At 51.0% G+C, this 11,652-nt stretch carries 16 protein-coding genes; 14 read left to right on the forward strand and 2 right to left on the reverse strand.

All coding sequences use genetic code 11. The features are described from left to right. Positions 1–135 precede the first annotated feature (135 nt). The 3 genes from SYK_RS01370 to SYK_RS01380 all read left to right on the forward strand — a co-directional run bounded on the left by SYK_RS01370 (position 136) and on the right by SYK_RS01380 (position 2,171). Positions 136–636, forward strand: coding sequence for a VRR-NUC domain-containing protein (locus SYK_RS01370; RefSeq protein ID WP_281761839.1), 501 nt, complete (start codon positions 136–138; stop codon positions 634–636). Further along, on the forward strand, positions 633–1,742 hold the full coding sequence (locus SYK_RS01375) for a hypothetical protein (RefSeq protein ID WP_281761840.1): 1,110 nt from the start codon (positions 633–635) through the stop codon (positions 1,740–1,742). Before SYK_RS01370 ends, SYK_RS01375 begins: the two co-directional genes overlap by 4 nt. A gap of 228 nt (positions 1,743–1,970) precedes the next feature. Continuing rightward, complete coding sequence (locus SYK_RS01380) at positions 1,971–2,171, forward strand: hypothetical protein (RefSeq protein WP_281761841.1); 201 nt, start codon at positions 1,971–1,973, stop codon at positions 2,169–2,171. A 36-nt stretch (positions 2,172–2,207) separates the two neighbouring features. On the opposite strand, the gene SYK_RS01385 is transcribed toward SYK_RS01380, so the two are convergent. After that, positions 2,208–2,516 (reverse strand): helix-turn-helix domain-containing protein, encoded by a 309-nt coding sequence (locus SYK_RS01385; protein WP_281761842.1) that lies wholly within the window; start codon positions 2,514–2,516, stop codon positions 2,208–2,210. Positions 2,517–2,577: 61 nt separating this feature from the next. Then, entirely contained in the window at positions 2,578–2,928 is a 351-nt protein-coding gene (locus SYK_RS01390; protein WP_281761843.1) for a type II toxin-antitoxin system RelE/ParE family toxin, read from the reverse strand. A 254-nt stretch (positions 2,929–3,182) separates the two neighbouring features. On the opposite strand from SYK_RS01390, the gene SYK_RS01395 reads away from it, so the two are divergent. The 11 genes from SYK_RS01395 to SYK_RS01445 all read left to right on the forward strand — a co-directional run bounded on the left by SYK_RS01395 (position 3,183) and on the right by SYK_RS01445 (position 11,623). After that, on the forward strand, positions 3,183–3,347 hold the full coding sequence (locus tag SYK_RS01395) for a hypothetical protein (RefSeq protein WP_281761844.1): 165 nt from the start codon (positions 3,183–3,185) through the stop codon (positions 3,345–3,347). Next, positions 3,344–3,757: a DUF5675 family protein gene (locus SYK_RS01400; protein WP_281761845.1), complete on the forward strand. Its 414-nt coding sequence runs from the start codon at positions 3,344–3,346 to the stop codon at positions 3,755–3,757. The genes SYK_RS01395 and SYK_RS01400 overlap by 4 nt, the downstream gene beginning before the upstream one ends. Then, on the forward strand, positions 3,747–4,301 hold the full coding sequence (locus SYK_RS01405) for a hypothetical protein (protein ID WP_281761846.1): 555 nt from the start codon (positions 3,747–3,749) through the stop codon (positions 4,299–4,301). The genes SYK_RS01400 and SYK_RS01405 overlap by 11 nt, the downstream gene beginning before the upstream one ends. 2 nt (positions 4,302–4,303) lie before the next feature. Further along, a complete protein-coding gene (locus SYK_RS01410; RefSeq protein WP_281761847.1) occupies positions 4,304–4,630 on the forward strand; it encodes a hypothetical protein in 327 nt (108 codons plus the stop codon). Between the two features lie 293 nt (positions 4,631–4,923). Beyond that, positions 4,924–5,301 carry a hypothetical protein gene (locus SYK_RS01415; RefSeq protein WP_281761848.1) on the forward strand — a complete coding sequence of 126 codons (378 nt, stop codon included), beginning with the start codon at positions 4,924–4,926 and terminating at the stop codon, positions 5,299–5,301. A 2-nt stretch (positions 5,302–5,303) separates the two neighbouring features. Then, on the forward strand, positions 5,304–5,831 hold the full coding sequence (locus tag SYK_RS01420; RefSeq protein ID WP_281761849.1) for a terminase small subunit: 528 nt from the start codon (positions 5,304–5,306) through the stop codon (positions 5,829–5,831). After that, the gene (locus SYK_RS01425) at positions 5,824–7,335 is read left to right on the forward strand and encodes a terminase large subunit (protein ID WP_281761850.1); all 1,512 of its coding nucleotides are present in this window, start codon (positions 5,824–5,826) and stop codon (positions 7,333–7,335) included. The genes SYK_RS01420 and SYK_RS01425 overlap by 8 nt, the downstream gene beginning before the upstream one ends. Positions 7,336–7,351: 16 nt before the next feature. Next, positions 7,352–9,487 carry a portal protein gene (locus SYK_RS01430; RefSeq protein WP_281761851.1) on the forward strand — a complete coding sequence of 712 codons (2,136 nt, stop codon included), beginning with the start codon at positions 7,352–7,354 and terminating at the stop codon, positions 9,485–9,487. Between the two features lie 2 nt (positions 9,488–9,489). Continuing rightward, positions 9,490–9,738 carry a hypothetical protein gene (locus tag SYK_RS01435; protein ID WP_281761852.1) on the forward strand — a complete coding sequence of 83 codons (249 nt, stop codon included), beginning with the start codon at positions 9,490–9,492 and terminating at the stop codon, positions 9,736–9,738. Next, complete coding sequence (locus tag SYK_RS01440) at positions 9,738–10,340, forward strand: hypothetical protein (protein ID WP_281761853.1); 603 nt, start codon at positions 9,738–9,740, stop codon at positions 10,338–10,340. The genes SYK_RS01435 and SYK_RS01440 overlap by 1 nt, the downstream gene beginning before the upstream one ends. Before the next feature lie 197 nt (positions 10,341–10,537). After that, positions 10,538–11,623 (forward strand): hypothetical protein, encoded by a 1,086-nt coding sequence (locus SYK_RS01445; RefSeq protein WP_281761854.1) that lies wholly within the window; start codon positions 10,538–10,540, stop codon positions 11,621–11,623. The last annotated feature ends 29 nt before the right edge of the window (positions 11,624–11,652 follow it).

Consider the following 11,652-nt stretch of genomic DNA (forward strand, 5'->3'; position numbering starts at 1 on the left):
TGCAACGTTGTGTTTTGGCCGTCAAAGGTGGGATCATGAAAAGGGCGTCCCTCCGAAAAAGTTATGCAACATGAGGTCGTGCCCGTGGATCGAGCAGGTCAGAGAGTTTTGGCGAAAGAAGGGATACGGCAAAAAATGAGCGGACAAGAAACATACACCGCCGCGCAAATCCGTGAAATGGGTGGACTGGATAAACTTTTGAAGTCCGAACGCCCCATGGCAAGGCTCAAGGATGGGAAGGCCGTTAAAACAGAAAATACGCCGCCGCTCGAACACGACGAACAGGTTGCCTTTTTTGAATGGGCCGAAGGGTGGTTGCCAGAAGAGTTTTACCTGTTGTTGTGGGCAACGCCGAACGGTGGACATCGATTCGCAGCCGTGGCCGCAAAACTCAAGGCCGAAGGGGTCAAGGCCGGGGTGCCTGACATTTTTTTTGCGTGGGCGCGGCTTGGATATCATGGCCTGTTCATCGAGATGAAGCGCGTCAAGGGCGGCTCCATATCGCAAGATCAAAAGCGGATGATTGAGATATTGCGGTTTGCCGGGTTCCTCGTTGTGGTCTGCAAGGGGTGTGAGGAGGCCCGGGAAGCCATGCTGAATTACACGATCGGAAACGGGAAGGAGTTCGAAGAGTGACACCCGAAGAAGAATGGCTTGAAAAGAATACTTTTTATTGCCCTGACCTAAAAATCAAACTGATCCCTTCCGCCTGCGATGAGAATAGGAAGAGAAACGAAAATGCTCCTGGTTGGGGAAGCGTAGGCGTGAATACAGGGCGTCCTATTTCAGCGTGTGAAAAATGCACCGAACATGAAGCCCGCAAACTGACTGTGGGCCAGAAGCCAGAGGAGAAAGAGACAATGGCCATTGCAACTTGCAAATGTTGTGGACGGGAACATGCTCGCATTGCCGCAAGGGGGCTATGCAATACTTGCTACAATTATTTCAAAGATGGTGATTTGGAATTGACCCCTGATGGCACATTCAAATGGCTTATCGATGAGCCTGATTATTTTGTTGAGCTCAAGACGGGCAAACCTGTGCCAAAGATTGAAAAGAAAAGAGCGAAAACAGGAACATGCCCATGCTGCAAGCGAGAGGATATCGGCATAGCTTCAATGGGCTTGTGTGCTTCCTGCTACAAATATTTCAACCTTGGCGATCTTGAGAAGAATAACGACGGAACATATACTTGGCAGGTTGATGAACCAAAGTATTTCCGTGAGGCCATGTTGGATCTTGTGTTCCCGCCAAAGGAAGAAGAGCATGTCGAGCCTTGTGAAGTCTACGAGCTCAAGGATGGAAAAGCCGTGCCGATTGAAGAAGATGAAACCACGTCTCAAGAAAGACTGCAGCCAACCTCCGACCTACTCGCCGGGTTCGTCATGCACCAAAATACAGGGAAGCCAGCAGAGAGCCCACAAATTACCATACGCAAAAATGGGGCGTTTGCCTTCTCCCGCTCATCCGCAAAAGAGTTCAGTCTATCCTCATATCAGCACGTTCAGATATACTTCAATTATCAGACCCGCCAGGTGGCTATCGAATTACTTAACAAGAGTTCTGATTCCACGGTGAAGCTCTTCACTACCAATGGAGGAAAAGACTTCCTTTTCGAAGGTATGGCCTTCCTGACTGCCAACAATCTCAAGCACAGTGAATCGAAAAGGTATGAACCAACCGAATTAAAGCCCGGTCTTCTGGTGGTCACGGTTGAAAATATAGAGAAGGTCGCGGCGTAGTGCGGGAAAAAACTCTAGCGACAATACAAGCCCACCTCGACGCGGCCAGGGAGAAACACCCTGTATTCACGCCCGACGGGGATGGGCTTCTTGGAGCCCTGGCAAAAATCTCCGAAGAGCTCGGAGAAGTCTACATGGCCAAGAATGACGATGAAGGGCTAGATAGAATCGTTTCGGAAATTTTTGACCTGATAGCCCCGGCCATCAGAACCGCACAAGGGGAGTACCATGATAATTCGGCCAGTTGAAACGGTCAAAGGGTGGAAGAGAATTGCCAAGCGGTTCGGAAGAGATGAGCGCACCGTGAAAAAATGGCAAAAAGAGGGGGCTCCAATCTTCTTTATCGATGGGTTCTGGATTGCCGAAGTTGCCGAAGTATGGAGTTGGCTGAAAGATCCAGAGTCCTACGCCGCTCAAGCTGTAGCATAAAAAAAAGCCCCCGGTTTTAACCGAGGGCTTACTGTTTTAGCTGCATGTGCAGACTTGAACACCTTTTTTCGGCGTTTGATCGAGCGTTATTCTAACTCCTAGTCCAAGACAGCCAAGCCATCTAAACAGGCGGTCGGTGGTAACTTTGTCGATCTGTCCACGTAAAACCTTTGAAAGAGTTGGTTGGTCTGTTCCACATACTTTCGCGGCTTTTGTTTGAGTGAATTTGTGAAATTTAATTGCGTCTTTAAGAGCCATAACCAGATGTGATTTGTAATGTAGTTCTTCGGCGTTTTCTAAACCGAGGTCTTCAAAAACATTTCCTGAACTTTCTGTAATTGCCATAGTCAGCACCTCCATTCAACTTATCCGCCTTCTGCAAGTCTTGGACTTTTAGGAAGGGGGTTTATCGTTTGTCTGAGTCTAGAGCTTCTGTGTACCGGGCTTTTATTTTAGCAACATCCTTAGGTGGCGTTGCTTTCCCTTTTGATGATTTTTTGTGGAAGGCATGTAAGACATAAATACCTTTTTTGAGCTTGGCGACATACATGGTTCGATACGTTTCTTTGTCGATAGATACCCGTATTTCCATCACACCAGAACCGCCTTCCTTAAACGACACTACGTTCTCTGGTGATCTTCCATTTTGAACTTCAGATAAAGCGGCTCCCATCTCTATGGAGACATCTTTCCCCAATTCTTTAAGGTCTTTTAGGCTACTGCCCACCCAAAACACTTTCCGTTCGTTCAAGCTCATATGGGTAAATTATGGCAAATTGACCATAATGTCAATAGGGTTTTGCAAATTAGTGACCCCTTGTCAACCCCCCGTCAGCATATCGCTACCCCCTCATGAGCATAGCACCAGCGGTTATTGCGCCAAACCGATGTTATCATATGCACTACTAAACGAGGGTCTGTTGTCTGGCCCCGGTCCCGGCTTCACTGGCCACGGCTCGGAGGCTCGTCTTCCATGGTCAGGCCGGATCACTCGTCAAGAAGGGATAGGCAATGGAAACCACGCCGAAGCAAGATGCCCAACACGCACTCAACGAGACGACTATCTATTGCCGTCTCTGCGATGCTGGCATGACCAAGGGCATGGCCCGGCGTGTTTCGAAGTGGTTTGGTCTGATGGTTAACCCATATCTGTACGACGAGAAGGCGAGGGTATGAGCCGTGTCAAAAGGGCTATGTTGCATAGGTATTTTATGGATGAATCCTGCACTCGCGGTGTCCTTACGCTGCCCTGGAATGGCCTCACCATGTATACCCTTGAACGACCATGGCTCGACAACGCTCAGTCCGTATCTTGCATCCCGCCTGGCCTCTATCCGCTCGCTCCCGTCTATTCGAACCACTTCGGAAATATTCTCGCTGTTCAAAACGTCGAAGGGCGGTCGCTTATTCGCGTCCACTCCGGCAACAAGGTTGCCCATTCGAAGGGCTGTATCCTCGTCGGGCAGAGCGCAGGGTTCGTCAAGAAAGTCCCATTCATATTTCAATCAAAAGCAGCATTACGACCGCTCGTCAAAGTTATCACGGCGTCCGGTCTATGCGAGTTGGAGGTAGTCAATGGGGTTTGATCCAACACTTCTCCTTTCCCCCGTCCTGGGTTTGATAGGTGGCGCAATCAGCGCATACCAGACATACAAGACCAAGAAACTTGAGTTCGCGCACGAAAAGGACATGGCGGCGGAAGATCGCAAAACCCGCGTCGTCGAGGCCAAGTGCGAGATAGAAGTCACCCGCGAGAAATTCGACGGCGAGGCATATCTGGAGTCACAGAAGCAGGGCAATCAAAGACTCTTGTCGAGTGAAGCCCTGGAAAAGCTGCTTGAAGGTGGGCGTTGCGCCAGAGCCTTTGGTGGCTTTATTGTTTTCCTCTTCGGCATCGTCGATGTCGTGAATAAAGCCATCCGGCCCGCCATGCTCATTTATATGGGCGTCAAAGCAAACACTCTCCTGGCTCAAGCAATGTTGACCGTTGGTGGAGCATCCATCGCGGCACAGCTTTCGATAGTTGACTACGGGTTCCGCGCAATCTTCTCTCTCTTCTCCACCGCTTTTTGCTGGTTCTTCGCAGATAGAACCACGGCAAAAGCTCTAAACAAAAAACTTTTGGGGTAGTCGTGACTGAAACTCTTTTCGCAAACACCGCTCTCACAGTTTCAGCGACCGTCGGTTCAAGCGGATTCGTTCTATGGCTCCTTAAAAAATTAATCGAAAAACTCTTCGGAGATTTATCGGAGAAGGTGGACGCAACTGCAGCAGATACCAAGGAACAGATAACCCGCGTTCATGAACGTATTGATCGATACGAGGAAGCGCAGCGACTTTGCCAACTCAATCTTCATCAGCACTTCGCATCAAAGAAAGATGTTGAACGGCTGGACATCAAGACGGACCAGAACACCGAACGTTTGGTGGCCGTCGAAACAACCTTGAAGGCAAAATAGAGAAAATTGTCATGCGACAACAGGACAAAAAAATAGACAATTTTTAACCTAAAACCCTGCGGCCACACGAACCCCGGTGGCCGGTCGGCCAGGCATGAGCATTAAGCCCTGGCGTAACGGATAAACGAGCGCGATTTTTAAAAAGGTGCATATGGCGACGACGGCCAGGCACTACCCCGTTTCGGGGTAACGGTCGGATGAACCTCGCAGGCTCGATAAATCGCAGGGCATAGGGACACAAGATCATAGCTCAGAATTTCCCCGTTTGGGGTTTTTACTATGGAGAAAGAAGCGTGAGCAGAACGAGCTACTACAAAACCACGGCAGCGGACTTCAAACTATTCAAGGCAACCTGTCTTGAGTGGGTTGAAAAGTTCAGTCTTGGTCAGTGGCATCATAACTTTGAGCATTGCCATCTCGATGTCGAAGGCCGGTGCGCTCAAGTGGCGTTCACTATCGGTTCAAGGCATACGCTTTTTTCTCTTTCGAAGGTTTGGACGGTCAAGCCAACCAAGCTGGAAATTAAGAAGGCCGCGTTGCACGAAGTAACGCATGTTCTTACAGCACGGCTTTACGATTTTGCTACAGCGCGGTTTGTGAATAAAGACGAGATACTGGAAGAGTTCGAAGCAATTTCAAGGGCGTTGGAACACGCAATTTACGGGCAATAGTTATGGCGAAGAAGAAGGCAACAAAGCTCTCAGAAAAGCAGAAGAAGTTCGTCAGGGAATACCTGGTGGACCTTAATGCAACGCAAGCTGCTGTCCGTGCTGGCTACTCTGAAAAGACCGCTCGAAAGCAAGGCTCTCGCCTGTTGACAAATGTAGACATTCAAAAAGCCATTCAGAGCGGAGTCGTAAAGCGCGAGAAGCGCACCGAGATAGATCAGGATTACGTCATTAACACAATCGTCGAGACGGTCGAGCGATGCAAGCAAGCAAAGCCCGTCATTGGTCGGAATGGCCAGCATCTCAAAGTTGAAAATTCAGATGGCGAAATGGCCCCGGCCTACACGTTCGAACCGAACGCGATTCTCAAAGGAACAAAACAGCTTGGCCAGCATCTTGGCATGTTCACTGAAAGAATTGACCACAATCATAGTGGTTCGGTTGAACTCAAACACGCTTATTCACACATGCTGGCAGAAATCGACGGTAAAACCGCAGACCTGATGAAAGGAAACGAGGCAGAGGATGAGTAGTATTACTCAAGAAGAATTCACAGAGAAATTTCGCTCCCGTTGGTGGCGGCTGAATAATCTCTATTGGATTCAGGATAAGCGCGGTCGCCGCGTGAAGTTCAATCTCAATTGGGGACAGCGTGATTTGCTGGCTCAACTTTGGTTTTTGAACATCATCCTCAAGGCCCGCCAGATTGGTTTTACCACATTTATTTGTATCCTTGGGTTGGATGCTTGCTTGTTCAACTCCAACTTTGAATTTGGTGTCATCGCCCACGCGCTCAAGGAAGCCCAGAAGATTTTCCGCAAGAAGATCAAATATCCCTACGACAATTTGCCCGACTTTGTGAAAGAGGCACACCCGCTTGAAAACAAGACGGGTTCTGAATTCGTCTTTGCCAACGGTTCCAGTATCAGTGTTGGTGTTTCGTATCGTTCTGGCACCGCTCAAATGCTGCTTGTCTCCGAGTTTGGGAAGATATGCGCCAAATATCCACACAAGGCGGAAGAGATTGTTACCGGTGCGTTCCAGGCCGTAGAAGCGGGGCAATACATCTTCATCGAATCCACAGCTGAGGGGCGGCAAGGATATTTCTATGACTACTGTATGGAAGCTCTCAAAGACTTGCTTGAAGGTCGGAAGCTGACAGAACTCGACTTCAAGTTTCACTTCTTCCCTTGGTGGAAGCATCCAACCTATCGCATTGGCGTTGAAGGTGTCGTCTTTACGAAGAAGGATGACGAGTATTTCAATGAGGTTGAGACAGAGTGCAAGACCACTTTGGAGCCCGAACAGCGTGCTTGGTATATCAAAAAGCGTAAGCTTCTCGGTGAGAAGATGAAGCAGGAATACCCGTCTACGCCCAAGGAATCCTTTGAGCAATCCATTCAGGGTGCCTACTTCGCCACTCAATTCCAAGATATCTACAGTGAAGGCCGCATAACCAACGTGCCCGTACTCAAGGGTGTTCCAGTTAACACCTATTGGGACTTGGGCATGAACGACGTTACGGCTATTTGGTTCATTCAGAAGCACGGGCTGACCGTTCGTCTTATTGATTACTACGAGAACAGTGGCGAAGGGCTGGAGCATTACGCGCAAGAGCTCGATAAAATCGCCAAGGAACGCAAGTTTCACTACGGCGAACATTTTGCTCCTCACGATATCGAAGTCAGAGAGCTTGGCACCGGCAAGTCGCGGTTCGAAGTCGGTGGAGAATATGGCATCCATTTCACCACCGTTCCCCGTGTGGAGAAGAAAGCTGACTCCATCGAAGCGGCCCGCAAGCTCTTGCCGACGTGTTGGTTCGATGAGGCTCATACCGGCGATACAGGCGTGCCTCGTTTGGAGAACTATTGCAAAGATTGGAATGATCGGGCCGGGGTTTGGTCTTCCAAGCCTAAACACGACATCAACAGCAATGGCTCAGACGCATTTCAAACATTTGCCCTCGCAGAACAAGAAGCAACCCACGGCGCAATACCTCAGTCTCCCAAGATTGAACGTGTCGGCGCGTGGGCATAACAACAGAAGGTGATTCATGGGCGCACTGAACTACAAGACTCCTGATCAACTCAAACAGGAAGATGACGAGAAAGCACGGCAAGCCGCTGAGAACAGGCAGGCGAGTCCCGCTATCTCCGGGTTGTCTTCTTATGTCGATTTGTGTTGGCAGGCTGCTTTGCAGGCAAAAGCACCTATTGAACGCCGGATGTTCATGTGCTTGCGTGCCAAGCAAGGTCAGTACGAACCGGAGCGGTTGGCAGAGATTGAGAAGCACGGCGGCAGCACGATCTACATGAATATCACGGAAGAGAAGTGCAACGCGGCTGAGTCCTGGCTTGAAGATATCCTTATGCAGCCTGACGCGAACCCTTGGGGTGTTGATCCTACTCCTATTCCTGAGCTTTCCCCTGACAAACAGAAAGAGATTGATCAGGACATTGAACAGCATATCAATGGCATGGTTCAACGACAGATTGCCATGGAAAATCAACAGCACTTTGAGCAAACAGGTCAGAGCCTCGATCTCACCGCTGTAGATATCCAATACAAAATGCAAGAGGCCTATGAAGCACTCAAGGGCAGCATTGAAGAATACCGTTCGTTTGTACTCAAGGAGACAAAGAAGCAGGCCAAGGCCGCTGACGTCGCCATAGAACGCAAGATGGAAGACGAGCTCGAAGAGGCGAGTTGGGAAGATGCTCTACGCGATGCCATACCTGATATTGTTGGTATGCCCGCTGGCTTTGTGAAAGGCCCGATTTTCAAGCGCAAGAAAGAAATGGTGTGGGGCGAAGGACCGGACGGACGCAGTGTCCCGACCGTTGAACACCGTATTGTCAAAGAATTTTACAGCCCTTCGCCGCTCGATATGTATCCGTCTCCCAATTCTAAGGATATTGGCGACGGTTTTCTGTTCGAAGTTCATCGCATGACTCGATTGGACCTCACATCATTGATCGGTGTGCCGGGATACGATGAACAGGCTATTCGTGCTGTACTCACGCAGTATGGTAGCGGCGGGCTCAAGTCCTGGCTCTGGCTGAATAATGACCATGCACGCAATGCTTTGCAGGGACGTCAACACGCAGACCTTGACCCCGAAGGCAAAATTGAAGCTTTGCAGTTTTGGGGCAATGTCCAAGGTAAGCACTTGATTATGTTCGGCGTACCGGCTGAACAGATTCCCGATCCGTTGGAAGAATATGCCGCCGAGCTTTGGAAGATTGGTCCTTACGTCATCAAAGCGGAACTCAACGGAGATCCGCTTGGCCGTCCGCCTTACTACAAGGCCGGTGTTCGTCCTATCAAGGGCTCGTTCTGGTACAAGGGCGTTCCCGAAGTCCTCGAAGACATTCAGGAGATGTGCAACAGCGCAGCGCGTGCCCTGTGCAACAACATGGCCTTAGCTTCCGGCCCCCAGGTCGGTGTTGATATGGGCGCAATTCCGCCCGGTGAGAAGGTAACGGAGATGTACCCGCTCAAGGTTTGGCCATTCAATATGGGCAAGAATCCGGCAAGCGGACGTCAGCCTATTTGGTTCTTCCAACCCAAGCTTTTGGCCGGTGAACTTCTCAATGTTTACGCCAAGTGGTCGGATGAGGCAGACGTTAAGACCGGTATTCCCAAGTACAGCTACGGTGCTTCCTCTTCCGGTGGAGCATTGTCGACCGCTGCAGGCATGTCCATGATGATGACTGCCGCATCTCGCGGCATCAAGCGTATCATTCGTTGCATTGACAAGAACATCATCAAGCCGAGCGTTGTTCGCTTATGGCAATATCTCATGCTGTTTGAGCATGACGAAACGGTCTTGCGTGGTGATATCAAGATCAAGGCAACCGGATCGTCCGCACTTATGGTCAAGGAACAACAAGCCGTCAGACGCAACGAGTTCTTGCAGATCGCCCTTCATCCTTCTGTGCAAAATATCATTGGTCCCACCGGGTTGGCGAACATTCTTCGTCCGACTGTGCAGGGGCTTGATTACGATACTGACAAGATCATCCCCGAAGACGACGAAATCATGAAGCAGATTCAAGAGGCCATGGCTCAACCGGGCGCAATTCCCGGAGAAGGTCAACCCGTTCCCGCCGAGATGGGACAGGGGGTTGACGCGGCTGGTGCGGCTATGGGCGGTGGTGACGCGGCTCTCTTCCAGGGAGGCAACTAGCCATGCCTGGATTCGATAACGACGCACTGACTGAACCTTTCCTTCGCGCAATCATGAGTGCGGGCAGTGGGAACGATGAGCTTGAGAAGGGCTTTCGCGCCTTGGCAGATTGTCACCGCAAAGACTTAGTCTCGGTTCGGGACCATGACGAGATGTTCCGGTTACAGGCCGCAGCCGAAGCCATGGAAGACACCGCTGATCTGTTTGGTGGTGGAGCCTACGAAATCTTGAAGAAGCTCAAGGAAGCGTAATGGGCACTTATACAGGCATACCCCCGACTCCGATGTTGGATCAGATTGAAGTGAACAACAGGCCGTGGAGCCCTACAGGGGCTTTGGTGTTCCAGAAAGATAATAGTGGATGTACTCGTCTTTTGCCTCCTCTTGCCGTGGTCGGCACCGGTCCCGGTTGGGAGTACGAAGCTGAGTCCATTCCTGATGAGTGCGACATTCTCGTTGTCAACCGGGCTGGCTGCGAACTCACATGGCGACCGGTCAAGTGGTGGGCGACCATGCACCCTGAGTTCCTTGCCGATTGGACATTCCAACGGATGGAGAACGGCGGCAACTTGGATATCGAAATCGTCGCACCGTTTCAATCCAAGAACAAAGAACACATGATCCTCAATATTTCCCCGAAAGCCGGAACGTCCGGTCTTTATGGCGTCTTGGTTGGCCTCGTTAATGGCTACCGGGATATTCGATTGTACGGCGTTCCGCTTGAGGGACGCGACGACATGGACGGCGGATTGTCCGTTGTCCACGAACAGTGGGAACGGTTGTTCCCGATACTGACGAAGTATGTAACCGCCCCGTGCCCCGGATGGACGCGACGGTTGTTTCATAAAAAGTGAGGCCCCGAACACGGGTGTGTCCAGAGCCTCGGAGCTCGACAGGCTGATAAGCCTACCGGCGTAGGAACCTACAAGCTTATCAATACCTGTCGAATCCGACAAGCCACATCACACCAGTTCGGAGAACATCAACCCAAACGTGAATACCTTGCACGCTCCAATCGGAATACGTTCAAGGCTCACAGGAGGTTACTGGTATGAGTGACGTAAAATTGCCCAAGCAGGTTGAAGAGCAAGGCAAGCGGGCTGATGAAGCAGCCGAAGCGATGATGGCAGGGAAGACCGACCCGAAGGGCGATGGAACACCGGGCGAACCGGCTCCTGAATCTGAACCGGCAGCGGCTCCCGGACCTGAACCTTCCTCTGAACCGGGAACACCTGAGCCAGAACCGGCTAAGGCTCCCGACGATCTCGCGGCGTTGAGGCATCAACTCGACGTTTTACAGGGCAAATACGACGCTGAGGTTCCGACCCTCAGTAGGGAAAAGCGACGGCTTCAAGGTTTGGTCAATGACCTGACCGGTCAGAACACCGCGCTCCAATCTCAATTGGAGACGGCTCTGGTAGCTGCCAACGCCAACCCCGCAGGCGGAACCGATGTGGCCGAGCCTCACGGCAACATCAATCCCGAAGACATGGCCGATTACGGCGACGAGTTTGTGACCATGGCCAGAGAGAACAATGAACTCAAGGCACAGGTTGAAACCATGTCGAGCAAGTTGGATGAACTGACCGGGCAGGTCGGCAGCGTGGTTCAGACCACTACGCAGACCTCATACGAGAAGTTCACCAATAAGCTCAACGACGAATTGTCAGATTGGGACGCAATCAACAATGATCCTGATTTCATATCCTACTTGGATGATGAAGGGACGTTGACGGTTTTCCAAGCGCACGCACAGAACCACGACGTCGCAAAGACGGTCAAGTTCATGCGTCGATTCGTAGCCGAATCAGGCAAGTCTTACGGGACTGACCCGATGCCCCCGGCGTCTCCCGCCGCTCCCGCACCGACTCCGGTACTGGCACAGGCTCCCACGCCTCAGCCGTCCGTTGAGCCGAGTTCGCAGGGCGCACTTGACGTTGATCCCCAACAGCAAGGTTTGAATTACACCACTTCGCAAGTGAAAGAGTTCTATCAAAAGTTCGCTCTCGCTGGTGCTGGTGGTGCTTTCAGACCGTTCAATGTTGGGAGTCTTGTCGTCAATACCAAGGCGGACGCTGACAGAATAGATTCTGACATCACCCTCGCGGGGATGCAGGGCCGAGTCCTTGAAGGATAAGACCCAAGTCTCTCCATAAGGGGGAGGAG

The sequence above is a fragment of the Pseudodesulfovibrio nedwellii genome (assembly GCF_027923765.1).
Taxonomy (GTDB): domain Bacteria; phylum Desulfobacterota; class Desulfovibrionia; order Desulfovibrionales; family Desulfovibrionaceae; genus Pseudodesulfovibrio; species Pseudodesulfovibrio nedwellii.

Excerpts from the sequence above, each read along its gene's own strand:
- SYK_RS01370 (WP_281761839.1), top strand. The coding sequence starts at position 136 with ATGAGCGGACAAGAAACATACACCGCCGCGCAAATCCGTGAAATGGGT.
- SYK_RS01380 (WP_281761841.1), top strand. The coding sequence starts at position 1,971 with ATGATAATTCGGCCAGTTGAAACGGTCAAAGGGTGGAAGAGAATTGCC.
- SYK_RS01385 (WP_281761842.1), bottom strand. The coding sequence starts at position 2,516 with ATGGCAATTACAGAAAGTTCAGGAAATGTTTTTGAAGACCTCGGTTTA.
- SYK_RS01390 (WP_281761843.1), bottom strand. The coding sequence starts at position 2,928 with ATGAGCTTGAACGAACGGAAAGTGTTTTGGGTGGGCAGTAGCCTAAAA.
- SYK_RS01395 (WP_281761844.1), top strand. The coding sequence starts at position 3,183 with ATGGAAACCACGCCGAAGCAAGATGCCCAACACGCACTCAACGAGACG.
- SYK_RS01400 (WP_281761845.1), top strand. The coding sequence starts at position 3,344 with ATGAGCCGTGTCAAAAGGGCTATGTTGCATAGGTATTTTATGGATGAA.
- SYK_RS01405 (WP_281761846.1), top strand. The coding sequence starts at position 3,747 with ATGGGGTTTGATCCAACACTTCTCCTTTCCCCCGTCCTGGGTTTGATA.
- SYK_RS01420 (WP_281761849.1), top strand. The coding sequence starts at position 5,304 with ATGGCGAAGAAGAAGGCAACAAAGCTCTCAGAAAAGCAGAAGAAGTTC.
- SYK_RS01425 (WP_281761850.1), top strand. The coding sequence starts at position 5,824 with ATGAGTAGTATTACTCAAGAAGAATTCACAGAGAAATTTCGCTCCCGT.
- SYK_RS01430 (WP_281761851.1), top strand. The coding sequence starts at position 7,352 with ATGGGCGCACTGAACTACAAGACTCCTGATCAACTCAAACAGGAAGAT.
- SYK_RS01435 (WP_281761852.1), top strand. The coding sequence starts at position 9,490 with ATGCCTGGATTCGATAACGACGCACTGACTGAACCTTTCCTTCGCGCA.
- SYK_RS01440 (WP_281761853.1), top strand. The coding sequence starts at position 9,738 with ATGGGCACTTATACAGGCATACCCCCGACTCCGATGTTGGATCAGATT.
- SYK_RS01445 (WP_281761854.1), top strand. The coding sequence starts at position 10,538 with ATGAGTGACGTAAAATTGCCCAAGCAGGTTGAAGAGCAAGGCAAGCGG.